Origin of the sequence: Pseudomonas sp. PDM09 (assembly GCF_014852305.1) — a bacterium.
Taxonomy (GTDB): Bacteria; Pseudomonadota; Gammaproteobacteria; order Pseudomonadales; family Pseudomonadaceae; genus Aquipseudomonas.
This window is the reverse complement of record NZ_JACVBI010000003.1, coordinates 425650-439810: the sequence shown is the minus strand read 5'-3', so window position 1 is coordinate 439810 and position 14161 is coordinate 425650. Positions and strand designations below refer to the sequence as shown.

Genomic DNA, 14161 nt, shown 5'->3' with positions numbered 1-14161 from the left:
AGCGCTATTTTAAAATTTGCGCATTACCTGTGGGAGCGGGCTTGCCCGCGAAGGCGTCAGACCGAGCAACATCAATCCTGACCATCACACCTATTGCGCCGATAGCCAGCCTTGATTCGCCGATGGCTTGCGCCAAGCCTATTCTTTATTCAAGCGCCTCACGAATAAAGGATAAGCATCATGGGCAAACGTCACCCCAACCTTCCCGCCTGGCAATGGCGAGCGTACCCGCATAATCACCAGCACTCGGCCCATCAGGTGTTGCACCTGATTGCCGTGCTGCTGTTCATCGTGGCGTTTTTGCTGATGGTCTCGGGGGTGTTCAGCCTGGATCTGGCGAGCATCGCGATCGGTGTCATCGGCCTGCTCGCCGCCCTGGGCCTTAAGCGTCACGATCACCGCCTGGAGGCGCAAACCGGCGAGCCGTTCAGTAATCGCAAAGACCGTCGTCATTGATCAGGCGAAAATCGTGACGGTCTGCCGGCTCATGGCGATCAACTGACCGTCTTCGCTCCACAGTTTTGCGGCGGCGTGCCCGTAGCCGTCAGCGGCATACTCGATTTCCACCAAGTACTTGCACCAGTCCAGCGTGCTCAACGCGAGCAACGGCTGGACGAATTCGATGGTCCAGGTCAGCGTGCTGCCTGCCGCCGGTTTCTTCAGATGCGACAACAAGGACGGTGGCCAGGCGTCGACCAGCGCCAGAATATGCGCCTCGCTGGCCGTCTCGTCTTTCACCTCCCCACGCAAGCGCACCCACCCCCCCATCTCGCGGGAGGTGTTGCCGGTGAACGGCAGGCCACCGATGCTCCAGCGCATTGCCAAATGACGCATGAATTCCGGGGTCACCCCTTTGATATAAGGCATTTCCTGGCAGTCGTCCCAGTGTTTCATCTCGGGCGCAGCGTTGGCCGTGACCGCCACTTCGGAAGGTCGCGAGGCGCCGAAGCTGCCCTGGACCAACGTCACCACTTGCCCTTTTTGCATTACCCGGCCCAGCACCTGGCTGACGGCTTTGCCTTCGCGCAGCACATCGACTTCAAAACTGACCGGCACATCGGGTTCGACCGGGCCGACAAAGGTGATTGCCAGCGAACGCACCGGACGATCCGCCGGGACTTTTGCGCGCATGGCTTCGTATTGCAAGGCGGCTATCAGCCCGCCAAAACTCGCCCGGCCCTGGCCCCATTCGGCCGGAATAGACAGCTCCTGCGGCTGACTGCGCACAGCGTCGAGCAGATCGGAAAAGTGCATGGAAACCTCAGAGGCAAGAAAATGGATGGAACGATCTTAACCAGCGCGCAAAGCCGATACAGCGCTTATTCCGGCCAAAATCACTGACAGATGAGCCGTGCCAACATTGAACACACAAACTAATGTGGGAGCGAGCCTGCTCGCGATGAGGCCATGACATTCAACATTGATGCTGGCTGTCATGCCGCCATCGCGAGCAGGCTCGCTCCCACATTTGATCTTTAGTGTGTTCAGGATTTGAAGCAGGCGGCGCTGAGTTTGTCGAGGACGCGGTCGGCGCGTGCTTCGGCCTCGGCCAAGGTGGTTTTCCAGACCGCGACACAAGGCTGCAAATCGGGCTCTTCTTTGGCGCGGTCCAGCCACTGCCAGCTGTCGTGCCAATCGCCCAAGGCAGCCTGCGCCGATTTCAGTCTGGGCAGGGCCGCTTCCGGCAAGCGATCCAGTTCGGGGTAGGCTTCGATGCCATAGCGCACGCGCTTGATCAGCAGGCGCAGGCGATGGCGGTCATGGGCGGGATCATGCAGGGCCTGGTCGAGTTTCTTCCACTGTTTACCCAGGCGTTTTTCGATGCGCTTGCGCAAGCCCTTGAGCAAACCCTGACGCTGGGAAGCGCGCAGGAAACGCGGAAAGGCATCGAGGATCATCAGCATCTGCGCCACTTCCGGGCTCGCCGCGACGATGGGATAAGCCTCGTCCATCCGCGCCATGCGCCGGTGCGCGGCCTCGGGTTGATCGTGCTGCAGCAGGTACGCCGCCAGCACTTCGCGATCGCGCAACGGCGTGGTCAGGTCACCGACCCGGGATGCCGCCCCTTCCAGTTGCTCGACCCCGGGCAAACCGCGCAGGGGCCGCAGCAAGCTGCGCAAACGCCGCACGGTGGTGCGTAGATCGTGCAGCGCTTCAGAGTCGGTTCGGGTACTCAAGCGTGCCTGACAGGCGAGCAGGCGAATGTCCAGGCTCAGAACGTGAGCCACCAACCGATCAACCAAGGCAGACATCGCTTGCTCCCTGAATCGAATACCCCCATTGGCTATAGCATGCTTCAACGGCCGGCGCGAGACTCACGAATGTAGAAGCGCGCCTTCTCGGCTTTCTTGGTACAACCCTCATAGGCTTCGAATTGTTGCTGGGTCTTGGCACCGGTCAGCAACGACAGCGCCTTGGAGTAGCTGACAGTCCCGGCAAAGCCCTCGACCTTGGCCAGGTCCAGCTCATGCCAGGCGGCGTCGAGCTGGCTACCGCAGCTGTCACGGTAAGCGGTTTTACCGGCACAACCGGCGAGTGCCAGGGCAATCAACGGCACACAGATCCAGGCTTTCATTACTCACACCTCAAAGATAATAAACAGTCGTGCAGCTAAGACGGCCTGGCGCGTGAAAAGTGCCTTGGACCCGCAGTGGAAACTATAGCGCTCGCGAGGATACCCATTCGCCTTTATTGAGTGTCAAAAAACGACGCTATTGCCCCGTCGAACGACCATAGCGATTGAAGCGTGCCCCTCGATGGGTGCATTGTTGAACCTTGTCAGAGAGGTCGATTCATGAAAAAGCGTGTCGCACTGGTGTTGGGCTCGGGTGGCGCCCGGGGCTACGCCCATATCGGCGTCATTGAAGAGATCGAACGGCGCGGCTACGACATTGCCTGCATCGCCGGTTGCTCCATGGGCGCAGTGGTCGGCGGGATCTATGCCGCCGGTAAACTCAAGGATTATCGCGACTGGATCGAGAGCCTGGATTACCTCGACGTGTTGCGTCTGGTGGACGTCAGCTTTCGCCTGGGCGCGATTCGCGGGGAAAAGGTCTTCGGGCAGATCCGCAAGATCGTCGGCGAGATCAACATCGAAGACCTGCGCATTCCCTACACGGCGGTGGCCACGGACCTGACCAACCAGCAGGAAATCTGGTTCCAGGAAGGTTGCCTGCACCAGGCCATGCGCGCCTCGGCGGCGATCCCCAGCCTGTTCACGCCGGTGATGCAGGGCAATCGAATGCTGGTGGACGGCGGCATCCTCAACCCGTTGCCGATCGTGCCGGTGGTGTCGAGCCATTGCGACCTGATCATCGCGGTCAACCTCAACTCCACCAACCAGCGCCACTATCAACTGCCGGTGATCCAGCGCCCGGCCGCGTTCAGGACCCGCTTCGACAGTCTGATCAACTCGCTGGGCTCGAAATTGCCCTTCCGCCGCAAACAGGCCGAGCAATTGCTGCTGCTGGAAAAGGAAGCGCTGATGGCCGAAGCGGCCGATATCAATCCGTGGATCGAATCCGCCGAGCCCGAAGGCCAGCAACCGGCGGCGGCCCCGGAAAGCAACGGCGCACCGAAATCCGCCACCGGCTCGTTCATCATCGACAACGTCGGGCCGGCGTCCTTGCTGGACCTGATCAACCAGAGTTTCGAGGTGATGCAGACCTCATTGGCGCAGTACAAGATTGCCGGATATCCGCCGGATATACTGATCAACGTGCCCAAGCGGGTATGCCGGTTTTTCGAGTTCTACAAGGCGCCGGAATTGATCGCGCTGGGGCGCGAGATTGCGCGGGACACGCTGGATCGGTATGAGAATGAACGGGAGTCTTGAGGTTCCTGGGTGAATGTGAGGGCCCCATCGCGAGCAGGCTCGCTCCCACAGGGGATCTTCAGAGTTACGCAGATCCAGTGTGGGAGCGAGCCTGCTCGCGATGGGGCCGGATAATCCAACACAAAAACTAAAGACTGCCCTCACCCAACAACCGATACCCAACCCCCGCCTCAGTAACGATAAACCGCGGCTGAGTCGGATCATCCGCCAGTTTCTGCCGCAAGTGCCCGACCACGATCCGCAGATAGTGGCTGTCTTCGGTGTGTGTCGGGCCCCAGATGTCCTTGAGCAATTGCTGCTGGGTGATGACCCGCCCCGGATGCCGCGCCAGTTGCGCCAGTACGGCGTATTCCTTGCGCGTCAGCGCCACTTCGGCGCCGTCCAATAGCACCCGGCGATAAGCCAGGTCCACGGTGAGCGGGCCGAAACTGAGCGCCGCTTCCTGAACCTCACCCGTCGGCGCCTGACGCAGCAAGGCGCGCACCCGAGCCAGAAATTCCTGGATGCCGAACGGCTTGGTCACGTAGTCGTTGGCGCCGCCATCCAGGGCTTGGACTTTCTGCCCTTCGCTCGCGCGCACCGAGAGTACCAGTACCGGCACCGCCGACCACTCGCGAAACTCGCGCAGCACCTGCTGGCCGTCCATGTCCGGCAGGCCGAGGTCGAGCACCAGCAGGTCGGGTTTGTTCAATGCGGCCTGGGCCAGGCCTTCCGTGCCGGTGCCGGCCTCCAGCACTTTGTAGCCTTGGGAGGCGAGGCTGATGCGCAGGAGTTTGCGGATCTGCGGTTCGTCGTCGATGACCAAAATGGTCGCAGTCTGGCTCATGAATTCATATCAACACAAAGAAGTGGCAAGAGAGTAGCGCAGGCGAGATCAGGCTTCACTGTCCAATCCCGGTTGAGTCTGCAACGGCAGGTGCAGCGTGATGCAGGTGCCGCGCCCTTCGATGCCGTCGGCGACGCTGATCCGCCCGCCATGGGCACCGACCATGCCCTGACAGATCGCCAGCCCCAACCCGGTGCCCTGCCCGCCGCGATCACCGCGAGCGGCGGTGTAAAACATGTCGAAAATCTTCGCCCGGTCCTCCTCGGGAATCCCCGGCCCCTCATCGCTCACGGAAAAAAACAGCTCGCTGTCAGTGGCCCCGGCACGCAATTCAAGACGCCCGCGGGGGGGAGAGAAACGCGCGGCGTTTTCCAATACGTTGACCAGCGCTTGTTCGATCAGCGCGGCATGCACATAGAGCAGCGGCAACTCGGCCGGCACTTCGGTAATGACCTGCAACGATGCCAGCACCGCGCGCAGACGATTGAGCGCGCTGCCGACGATATCGGCCGGCGACACCCAATCTCGCGCCAGCTTCAGGGCGCCGTGCCCGAGCCGGGTCATGTCCAGCAGGTTTTGAATATAGCGATCCAGCCGTTCGGCTTCATCGCGGGTGCCTTCGAGCAGTTCGCGGCGGTCCTCCAAGGGAATCGCCTCGCCAAGCGCCAGCAGGCTGTCGATGCTGCCGCGCATGGAGGTCAACGGCGTGCGTAAATCGTGGGACACCGAGGCCAACAGCGCGCTGCGCAGTTGCTCGGTTTCGCCATGCAAGCGCGCCGCCTCAAGGTCATCGGCCAGTTGCGCGCGGGCCAATGCCTGGGCCAGCGGTTGGCTCAACGCGGTCAACAAGCGCCGCCGCTGGCCGCTCAGGGTCTGACCTTCCTTGGCGCACACGCCGAGCAGCGCCAACGGCCCATCATCCACCGACAGTGGCCACCACCACCAGCGCCCGAACGGCAAAGTACCGGTGCCTGCGCCGGCCGGTTGGTCGTGTTGCCAGGCCCAATCGGCCGCGGCGCGCTCGGCTTCGGAGAACTCCAGCGGCCCGCCGGTTTCGACTTTCCAGCCGCTCTGGCCATCGCGATTGAGCAGGCACAGTTTCAGGTCGGTCCAGCCATTGAGGTGCTGCGCCGCAGCGCTGACCACGGCCTGACGGTCGGTGGCAGCGGTGAGTTTGCGCGACAGGTCGAGCAGTTCGCTGGTTTCTTCCTGGGTGTCGCGCAAGGCCTGCAATTGCCGCCGTTGTCGCGCCGCCAGGTTGCCGGTGAGGGCCGCCATCAGCAGGAAGAACAGCAAGGTCAGCACGTCTTCTTCACGCTGGATGCTGAAAGAGAACGTCGGTGGAATGAACAAAAAATCATAGGTCAGAAACGACAGCGCCGCGCAGGCCAATGCCGGGCCGAGACTGCTGCGCACCGCCACCAGCAACACCGCCGCGAGGAACACCAGCGAAATGTTGGGCAGCGGCAAGACGCTCGAGACCGCCCAAGCCAGAGCACTGGCAAGCACCGTTGCCAGCAGCGCCAACGCGTAGTCGAACCAGACCAGCGATTGCTCCGAGCGTTGGCGCGGCTGATGCTGTTCGTGATCGCTGTCAAGCACGTTGATTTCCAGCCCGCGAGCATCGCGCAGCAAACGTGAGGCCAGACCGCCACCGAACAACCGTCGACGCAAACGCTGGCGCGACTGGCCCACCAGCACCAGGCTGGCGCGTCGTTCAGCGGCGTGCTGGATCAGGGTTTTCGCCACCTCACCGGCGCGCAGCAACACCACTTCCCCCCCGAGGCGTTCGGCCAGTTGCTGAGCGTTTTGCAGGCGCAGGCGCGACTGCTCGTCGCGCACACGGCCGTTGTCCACATGCACCAGGCTCCACGGCAGATGCCGACGCTGGGCCACACGACTGGCGTGACGCACCAGGCGCTCGGCCTGAGCATCGCCATCGACGCCCACCAGCAAGCGACCGCGCACAGCCGGCGCGGCCTGCCCCAACTGGCGATACCCCTGGGCCAGATCGTTATCCACCTGAGCGGCGGCGGTTTGCATCGCCAATTCGCGCAAGGCAGTGAGGTTGGTCTGGGTGAAAAACGCATCGATGGCCGCCCGCGCCTGCTCCGGCACGTAGACCTTGCCATCGCGCAGTCGCTCCAGCAGCTCACGCGATGGCAGGTCGATCAGCAGCAGTTCGTAGGCTTCTTGCAGCACCCAGTCCGGCAGGGTTTCGCGCACCTGTACGCCGGTGATGCCGCGCACCTGATCGTTGAGACTTTCCAGATGCTGGACGTTGACCGTGGTGAACACGTCGATGCCGGCAGCCAGCAATTCCTGAATGTCTTGCCAGCGCTTGGCGTGGCGACTACCGGGGGCGTTGCTGTGGGCCAGTTCGTCCACCAGCACCAGTTTCGGTTTGGCGGCCAGCAGACCGTCGAGGTCCATTTCTTCGAGCATCACGCCGCGGTATTCCGAGCGCACCAACGGTTGCTGCGGCAAGCCAGCCAATAGCGCTTCGGTTTCGGCGCGACCGTGGGTTTCGACCACCCCGGCCATGACTTTCACGCCTTGGCGCAGTTGAGTGTGGGCGGCTTGCAGCATGGCGTAGGTCTTGCCGACCCCCGGGGCGGCGCCAAGGAACACTTTGAGCCGGCCACGGCCATCGCGGGGCAGGTCTGCTAACAGCGCGTCGGCGCGGCCGGAGTCACTCATGCTTGAAGTTCTCTCTAATTGATCGTTCCCACGCTCTGCGTGGGAATGCAGCCCGGGACGCTCCGCGTCTCAGCCGAAGCGGACGCAGAGCGTCCATAGATGCATTCCCACGCAGAGCGTGGGAACGATCCTTTCCAAACTTTTGACCTTTACAGTTTTTCCAGCGCCATGTTCAGCGCCAACACATTCACCACCGGCGGTCCTACCAACGGCTGCTCGATGTGCGCATCCAGCAGTTGCTCAAGCGTAGACACTGGCAGATTGCGCGCCGTCGCGACACGCGCCAGTTGATAGGCAATCGCGGCCGGTGGCAAGTGCGGATCGAGGCCGCTGCCGGAGGTGGTCAGCATCGCCAACGGCACCGGACCCTGGCCAGCTACTTGCAATTTATTGGCCTCATCGATAACCCGAGTGGCCAGCGCCGGATTGCTGGGCGAGAGGTTGCTGGCGCTGCTCGACACGGTGGCAAAGGCACCGGCCGATGGCCGTGGCTGGAACCAGCCATCACCAACGAAATCCTGGGCGATCAGCGACGAACCGCGGACCTTGCCGTCGGCGTCACGCACCAGGCTGCCATTGGCCTGGTCCGGGAAGGCGACCTGGGCGACGCCGGTGACCACCAAAGGGTAGGCGACGCCGGTGATCAGGGTCATCAGCAACAGCAGGCTCAGGGCCGGACGTATCAGTGTAGACATTTCAAAATCCTCGAATTCAGAGAACAAGTACAGCGTTCAGTCAGATGGACCGTGTTGAGTCCTTCGCGAGCAAGCCCGCTCCCACAAGGGAATGCATTTCAACGTGTGGGAGCGGGCTTGCTCGCGAAGGCGGTGTGCCTGGCACACCGCGCAGGTCAAACCAAATGCAACGCCGTCAACAACATGTCGATCGCCTTGATGCCCACGAACGGCACCAGAATCCCGCCCAGCCCGTAGATCAGCAGATTGCGCCGCAGCAACGCCGCCGCGCTCACCGCCTGCACCCTCACACCACGCAATGCCAAAGGAATCAGCACCACAATGATCAAGGCGTTGAACACAATCGCCGACAGAATCGCGCTCTGCGGGCTGCTCAGGTGCATGACGTTGAGCACACCCAGTTGCGGGTAGATCGAGGCGAACAGCGCCGGCAGGATCGCGAAGTACTTGGCCACGTCGTTGGCGATGGAAAAGGTCGTCAGCGCACCGCGGGTCACCAGCAATTCCTTGCCGATTTGCACCACGTCCAACAGCTTGGTCGGATCGCTGTCGAGGTCGACCATGTTCGCCGCCTCCCGCGCCGCTTGCGTACCGTCGTTCATCGCCATGCCGACGTCCGCCTGAGCCAGGGCCGGGGCATCGTTGGCACCGTCGCCGCACATGGCGACCAGGCGACCGTCATTCTGCTCGTGACGAATGCGCGCCAGTTTTTTCTCCGGTGTGGCTTCGGCCAGCACGTCATCCACGCCCGCTTCGGCGGCAATCGCAGCGGCGGTCAGCGGGTTGTCGCCGGTGACCATGACCGTGCGAATCCCCAGCTTGCGCAACTCGGCGAAACGCTCGCGGATGCCGGGCTTGACCACGTCCTTGAGGTGAATGACACCGAGCAATTTGCCGTCGGCGCAGACCAGCAGAGGCGTGCCGCCACTCTGGGCGATCTTGTCGATTTCCCGGGACAGAGGCGCGGCCAGATCAGCGCGTTTCAGGCCGACGAAGGTCAGCAGCGAATCCACCGCGCCTTTGCGATAGACCCGGCCCTGATAGTCAACGCCAGACAAGCGGGTTTCAGCACTGAACGGCACAGCAGTCAGCACCTCGGCCGACGGCTCGGGTTGCGGATGAAGACCGCGCAGGTACTCGACGATGGATTTGCCTTCAGCCGTGTCATCGGCCAAGGAGGCAAACAACGCGCCTTCGGCCAGTTCCTTGGCCGTGACACCAGGCGCGGCATAGACCGCGGAGCAGCGACGGTTACCGAAGGTGATGGTGCCGGTCTTGTCCAGCAGCAGGACGTGAACGTCCCCCGCCGCTTCCACGGCGCGACCGGATTTGGCGATCACGTTCAGGCGCACCAGACGGTCCATCCCGGCGATACCGATGGCCGACAACAAACCGCCAATGGTGGTCGGAATCAGCGTGACCAATAACGCCACCAGGAACACCAGCGGCAGGCTGCCATTAGCGAAGTGGGCGAACGGTTGCAGGGTCACCACCACCAGCAAAAAGATCAGGGTCAGGCCGATCAGCAGGATATCCAGCGCCACTTCGTTCGGGGTTTTCTGGCGTTTGGCGCCTTCGACCAGCGCGATCATGCGGTCGAGGGTCGACTCGCCGGGGTTGGCGGTGATGCGCACCAGCAGCCAGTCGGACACCAGTCGAGTGTTGCCGGTGACCGCCGAACGGTCGCCACCGGACTCACGAATCACCGGCGCCGATTCACCGGTAATCGCCGCTTCGTTGACCGCCGCGATGCCTTCGATCACCTCGCCGTCACCGGGGATCATCTCCCCCGCTTCGACGCGCACCACATCACCCTTGCGCAAGCTGGTGGCGGGCACCACCTGAAAGCTGCCATTGGTGTTTTTGCGCCGGGCACTCAAGCCTTCGCTGCCGGCCTTGAGGCTGTCGGCACGGGCCTTGCCGCGACCTTCGGCCAGCGCTTCGGCGAAGTTGGCGAATAGCACGGTGAACCACAGCCACAAGGCGATTTGCGCGGCGACGAAAGTCGGCACGGCGCTGTCGGGAATGAAGCACAGCACGGTGGTCAGAATCGCGGTCAGTTCCACCACCAGCATCACCGGCGCACGTTGCAATTGCCGTGGGTCGAGCTTTACGAACGCTTGCACCAGCGCCGGGCGCCAGAGGGCCGAGATCGCGGTTTTCGGTTGTTCCGGCGCCTTGACGACGGCGGCTTTAGTTGCGGGCATATTCATCATTGACTCCTTAGAAGCCCAAGCTCAGATGTTCGGCAATCGGGCCCAGCGCCAGGGTCGGCAGGAAGGTCAAACCACCCACCAGCAAAATGGTCACGGTCAACAGGACCACGAACAGCGGGCCGTGAGTCGGGAAGCTGTTCTGGCCGATCGGCGCGGTTTTCTTCATCGCCAGGCTGCCGGCCAGGGCCAGTACCGGGAGGATGTAACCGAAGCGACCGATCAACATGCCCAACCCCAGCATCAGGTTGTGGAACGCGGTGTTGGCACCGAAGCCGCCGAACGCCGAGCCGTTGTTGGCACTGGCCGAGGTGTAGGCATAAAGCAACTGGCTGAAACCGTGAGCACCGGGGTTACTCACCGCCGCGACCGGGCCAGGCAGGCTGGCAGCAATCGCGCCGAGCACCAGCACGCCGACTGGCATCACCAGCAAGGTCACCACCAGCAATTGGACTTCCCTGGCTTGCAGTTTCTTGCCGAGGTATTCCGGAGTGCGGCCGATCATCAGCCCGGCGAGGAATACCGCGATCAGCACGTTGAGCAACATGCCGTAGAGCCCGGCCCCGACGCCGCCGAAAATCACTTCGCCGACCATCATGTTGACCAGCGCGACCATGCCGCTCAGCGGGTTGAGGCTGTCGTGCATGCCATTGACCGAACCGTTCGATGCCGCCGTGGTGGTCACCGACCACAGCACCGTGGCGGTGGTGCCGAAACGCGCTTCCTTGCCTTCCAGCGGTGCGGTCTGTTCGACGGCGACGTTGGCCAGGGTCGGGTTCGGTTGATATTCAGCCCACAACGACGTCGCGCCGCCGATCAAAAACAGCGCCAGCATGCAAGCGATGATCGCGCGACTCTGACGCAGGTCTTTCACGTAATGGCCGAAGGTGAACACCAGCGCCACCGGGATCAGAATGATCGAAGCGACTTCGAACAGGTTGCTCCACGCCGTCGGGTTCTCGAACGGGTGCGCCGAGTTGACGCCGAAGAAGCCACCGCCGTTGGTGCCCAGTTGCTTGATCGCAATCTGGCTGGCGGCCGGGCCGAGCGGGATCACCTGATCGACGCCCTGCAGGGTCACGGCATTTACGTACTGAGCGAAGGTTTGTGGCACGCCCTGCCAGACCAGATACAGCGCCAGCAGCAGGCACAGCGGCAGCAGGCCGTAGAGGGTGGCGCGGGTCATGTCGACCCAGAAGTTGCCCAGGGTTTTGGTGGATTTTCGACCGATGCCGCGCCCCCCTATACCTCGACAGAGTGCAACCAACACAGCGAGGCCGGTGGCGGCGCTGACGAAGTTCTGCACGGTGAGGCCGACCATCTGACTCAGGTAGCTGAGGGTCGCTTCGCCGCTGTAGGACTGCCAGTTGGTATTGGTCATGAAGCTGACGGCGGTGTTGAACGCTTGCGTCCATTCCTGACCCGGCAAATTTTGCGGATTGAGCGGCAAATAATTCTGAAACAGCAGGATCGCGAACAACAGCAAAAAACCCGCGAGGTTGAAGGCGAGCAAGGCCAGGGTGTATTTCTGCCAGCTCTGCTCAGCCTGTGGATCGACACCGCTCACCCGATAGCAACCCCGCTCCACCGGCCCGAGGATCGGCGACAGCCAGGTGCGCTGCCCTTCCATCACCTTGTAATAGAAGCGCCCAAGAAACGGTGCCGGGATCAGCACCACGGCGAAGAAGGCGATGATCAGCCAATAGTCATAACTGTGCATAGCCGCTCCTAGTTCCGGTCCGCGCGCAACAGCGCAACCAACAGATAAATGAACAGCCCCACTGCCAATAGCAGTGACACCCCGTCCAGAACGCTCATGGAAATTCTCCGTGTTACGGCGTATTGCCGCGTGTGGAGTGATTGTCGGGAGGGAGGCTGTAAAGGCGCGAGATCGAGGAGGGTGGCGGGGCATAAATAAAGCGTAAAGAGTGGGGTTATGCGGTGGCAGTGCCGGCCTCTTCGCGAGCAAGCCCGCTCCCACAGGGATCGGTGTTGTACGGGTAAACGCATTCCAAATGTGGGAGCGGGCTTGCTCGCGAAGGCGGCAGCACAGACGACACCGCCCCCAACTGGCGCACAAAAAGCGCGCATCCAGCCGCGAACATCCCCGATACGACAGCTTTCAGCGCTTTACGACGCCCACCTGAAAAATGGCACGCCCACTGCACACGCCCTCCCCCGAGCTTTTCCAAACCGTTCAGGGAGCAAGGCATGAACACACAACTCAAACCCACGCTGGGTACGCTGCACCTGTGGGGTATCGCGGTCGGGCTGGTGATTTCCGGTGAGTACTTCGGCTGGAGTTACGGCTGGGGCGTGGCCGGGACACTGGGCTTCCTGGTGACCTCATTCATGGTCGCCACGATGTACACCTGCTTCATCTTCAGTTTCACTGAACTGACCACCGCGATTCCCCATGCAGGCGGTCCCTTTGCCTACAGCCGCCGCGCCTTTGGCGAGAAAGGCGGTTTGATTGCCGGGTTGGCGACCCTGATCGAATTCGTCTTCGCCCCTCCGGCGATTGCCTTGGCGATCGGCGCCTATCTGAATGTGCAGTTTCCCGCCCTTGACCCGAAACACGCGGCGGTCGGGGCCTACATCGTGTTCATGGGCTTGAACATCCTCGGCGTGAAACTGGCCGCGACCTTCGAGCTGGTAGTCTGCGTATTGGCGGTCGCCGAATTGCTGGTGTTCATGGGCGTGGTCGCTCCGGCGTTCAGCTTCAGCAACTTCGCCCTCAATGGCTGGGCTGGTGCTGATGTGTTCGGTGCGCCAGCGATTGCCGGCATGTTCGCAGCCATTCCGTTTGCCATTTGGTTCTTCCTCGCCATCGAAGGCGCGGCCATGGCTGCCGAAGAAGCCAAAGACCCGAAACGCACGATTCCCAAGGCTTACATCAGCGGCATCCTGACCCTGGTACTGCTGGCCATGGGCGTGATGTTCTTTGCCGGCGGCGTCGGCGACTGGCGCACCCTGTCGAACATCAACGATCCGCTGCCACAAGCCATGAAAGCCGTGGTCGGCGAAAGCTCCGGCTGGTTGCACATGCTGGTGTGGATCGGCCTGTTCGGCCTGGTGGCGAGTTTTCATGGGATCATCCTCGGCTACTCGCGGCAGTTCTTTGCGCTGGCCCGGGCCGGTTACCTGCCAGCATCCCTGGCCAAACTGTCGCGCTTCCAGACCCCGCACCGGGCGATTATCGCCGGTGGCGTGATTGGCGTCGCGGCGATCTACAGCGATGGCTTGATCAACCTCGGCGGCATGACGCTGACGGCGGCGATGATCACCATGGCGGTATTCGGTGCGATCGTGATGTACATCATGAGCATGCTCAGCCTGTTCAAACTGCGCAAAACCGAACCGAACCTGGAACGCACCTTCCGCGCGCCCTGCTACCCGCTGGTACCGTTCATTGCGTTGATGCTCGCGGTGGTTTGCCTGGTGGCGATGGCCTGGTTCAACACCTTGATCGGTTTGATCTTCCTCGGCTTCATGGCCGTGGGTTTCGTGTACTTCATGCTCACCGCGCAATTGCGGGCCGATGCGCCGGCGGATGCGATGTTGACCGGGCTGTAAACAGTCGCGGTGTTGCTGTCAGTTCAGGCATAGAATGGAATCATAGCGAATGGAACCACTGCGAAATTCCATCGCTCAAAAGTGGTAGGCACGATCGGTTGGCGAAACCATCGCCAAGCGGCCTGCCCTTAAGGAGAAACCCTATGCCTTGGTATGCCTGGTTGATTCTGATCGTTGCCATCGGCTCGATCGTTGGCGGCTTGATGATGCTGCGCGACACCGCCAACAAGGTCGAATTGACTGAAGAGCAACGTAAACGCGTCGCCGAACGCAATGCGGAAGCGGATGCCAAGGATGCGCAGGACCGCTGACCGAA

12 protein-coding genes and 1 pseudogene are annotated in these 14161 nt (G+C 62.0%); 4 read left to right on the top strand and 9 right to left on the bottom strand.

The window, feature by feature from the left end; all coding sequences use genetic code 11:
- Nucleotides 1-180: 180 nt before the first annotated feature.
- Nucleotides 181-444, top strand: a pseudogene (locus IB250_RS10680) (terminase); the annotation flags it as partial.
- A gap of 12 nt (nucleotides 445-456) precedes the next feature.
- On the opposite strand, the gene IB250_RS10675 reads toward IB250_RS10680, so the two are convergent.
- The 3 genes from IB250_RS10675 to IB250_RS10665 form a co-directional block, all read right to left on the bottom strand.
- Nucleotides 457-1254, bottom strand: a complete 798-nt coding sequence (locus IB250_RS10675) for an acyl-CoA thioesterase (protein WP_192344068.1) — start codon at nucleotides 1252-1254, stop codon at nucleotides 457-459.
- Nucleotides 1255-1484: 230 nt separating this feature from the next.
- Nucleotides 1485-2252, bottom strand: a complete 768-nt coding sequence (locus IB250_RS10670) for a CHAD domain-containing protein (protein WP_192344067.1) — start codon at nucleotides 2250-2252, stop codon at nucleotides 1485-1487.
- Between the two features lie 44 nt (nucleotides 2253-2296).
- Nucleotides 2297-2575, bottom strand: a complete 279-nt coding sequence (locus IB250_RS10665) for a hypothetical protein (protein ID WP_123357718.1) — start codon at nucleotides 2573-2575, stop codon at nucleotides 2297-2299.
- 219 nt (nucleotides 2576-2794) lie between these two features.
- Here IB250_RS10665 and IB250_RS10660 point away from each other — a divergent pair, with 219 nt between their 5' ends.
- Nucleotides 2795-3835 (top strand): patatin-like phospholipase family protein, encoded by a 1041-nt coding sequence (locus IB250_RS10660; protein WP_123494485.1) that lies wholly within the window; start codon nucleotides 2795-2797, stop codon nucleotides 3833-3835.
- Between the two features lie 127 nt (nucleotides 3836-3962).
- On the opposite strand, the gene IB250_RS10655 is transcribed toward IB250_RS10660, so the two are convergent.
- The 6 genes from IB250_RS10655 to kdpF all read right to left on the bottom strand — a co-directional run bounded on the left by IB250_RS10655 (nucleotide 3963) and on the right by kdpF (nucleotide 12087).
- On the bottom strand, nucleotides 3963-4661 hold the full coding sequence (locus IB250_RS10655) for a response regulator (RefSeq protein ID WP_192344066.1): 699 nt from the start codon (nucleotides 4659-4661) through the stop codon (nucleotides 3963-3965).
- A 48-nt stretch (nucleotides 4662-4709) separates the two neighbouring features.
- Entirely contained in the window at nucleotides 4710-7361 is a 2652-nt protein-coding gene (locus tag IB250_RS10650) for a sensor histidine kinase (RefSeq protein ID WP_192344065.1), read from the bottom strand.
- Between the two features lie 149 nt (nucleotides 7362-7510).
- Nucleotides 7511-8056 carry a potassium-transporting ATPase subunit KdpC gene (gene kdpC, locus IB250_RS10645; protein ID WP_192344064.1) on the bottom strand — a complete coding sequence of 182 codons (546 nt, stop codon included), beginning with the start codon at nucleotides 8054-8056 and terminating at the stop codon, nucleotides 7511-7513.
- A 155-nt stretch (nucleotides 8057-8211) separates the two neighbouring features.
- Nucleotides 8212-10269, bottom strand: a complete 2058-nt coding sequence (gene kdpB / locus IB250_RS10640) for a potassium-transporting ATPase subunit KdpB (RefSeq protein WP_192344063.1) — start codon at nucleotides 10267-10269, stop codon at nucleotides 8212-8214.
- A gap of 10 nt (nucleotides 10270-10279) precedes the next feature.
- The gene (gene kdpA / locus IB250_RS10635) at nucleotides 10280-11989 is read right to left on the bottom strand and encodes a potassium-transporting ATPase subunit KdpA (protein WP_192344062.1); all 1710 of its coding nucleotides are present in this window, start codon (nucleotides 11987-11989) and stop codon (nucleotides 10280-10282) included.
- A gap of 8 nt (nucleotides 11990-11997) precedes the next feature.
- On the bottom strand, nucleotides 11998-12087 hold the full coding sequence (gene kdpF, locus IB250_RS10630) for a K(+)-transporting ATPase subunit F (RefSeq protein ID WP_007899818.1): 90 nt from the start codon (nucleotides 12085-12087) through the stop codon (nucleotides 11998-12000).
- A 393-nt stretch (nucleotides 12088-12480) separates the two neighbouring features.
- On the opposite strand from kdpF, the gene eat reads away from it, so the two are divergent.
- Both eat and IB250_RS10620 read left to right on the top strand, forming a co-directional pair.
- Complete coding sequence (eat, locus tag IB250_RS10625) at nucleotides 12481-13845, top strand: ethanolamine permease (protein WP_192344061.1); 1365 nt, start codon at nucleotides 12481-12483, stop codon at nucleotides 13843-13845.
- A gap of 143 nt (nucleotides 13846-13988) precedes the next feature.
- The gene (locus tag IB250_RS10620) at nucleotides 13989-14156 is read left to right on the top strand and encodes a DUF2897 family protein (protein WP_008006000.1); all 168 of its coding nucleotides are present in this window, start codon (nucleotides 13989-13991) and stop codon (nucleotides 14154-14156) included.
- The last annotated feature ends 5 nt before the right edge of the window (nucleotides 14157-14161 follow it).

Coding starts and splice junctions, on each gene's coding strand:
- IB250_RS10675 (WP_192344068.1), bottom strand. CDS start 1,254: ATGCACTTTTCCGATCTGCTCGACGCTGTGCGCAGTCAGCCGCAGGAG.
- IB250_RS10670 (WP_192344067.1), bottom strand. CDS start 2,252: ATGTCTGCCTTGGTTGATCGGTTGGTGGCTCACGTTCTGAGCCTGGAC.
- IB250_RS10665 (WP_123357718.1), bottom strand. CDS start 2,575: ATGAAAGCCTGGATCTGTGTGCCGTTGATTGCCCTGGCACTCGCCGGT.
- IB250_RS10660 (WP_123494485.1), top strand. CDS start 2,795: ATGAAAAAGCGTGTCGCACTGGTGTTGGGCTCGGGTGGCGCCCGGGGC.
- IB250_RS10655 (WP_192344066.1), bottom strand. CDS start 4,661: ATGAGCCAGACTGCGACCATTTTGGTCATCGACGACGAACCGCAGATC.
- IB250_RS10650 (WP_192344065.1), bottom strand. CDS start 7,361: ATGAGTGACTCCGGCCGCGCCGACGCGCTGTTAGCAGACCTGCCCCGC.
- kdpC (WP_192344064.1), bottom strand. CDS start 8,056: ATGTCTACACTGATACGTCCGGCCCTGAGCCTGCTGTTGCTGATGACC.
- kdpB (WP_192344063.1), bottom strand. CDS start 10,269: ATGAATATGCCCGCAACTAAAGCCGCCGTCGTCAAGGCGCCGGAACAA.
- kdpA (WP_192344062.1), bottom strand. CDS start 11,989: ATGCACAGTTATGACTATTGGCTGATCATCGCCTTCTTCGCCGTGGTG.
- kdpF (WP_007899818.1), bottom strand. CDS start 12,087: ATGAGCGTTCTGGACGGGGTGTCACTGCTATTGGCAGTGGGGCTGTTC.
- eat (WP_192344061.1), top strand. CDS start 12,481: ATGAACACACAACTCAAACCCACGCTGGGTACGCTGCACCTGTGGGGT.
- IB250_RS10620 (WP_008006000.1), top strand. CDS start 13,989: ATGCCTTGGTATGCCTGGTTGATTCTGATCGTTGCCATCGGCTCGATC.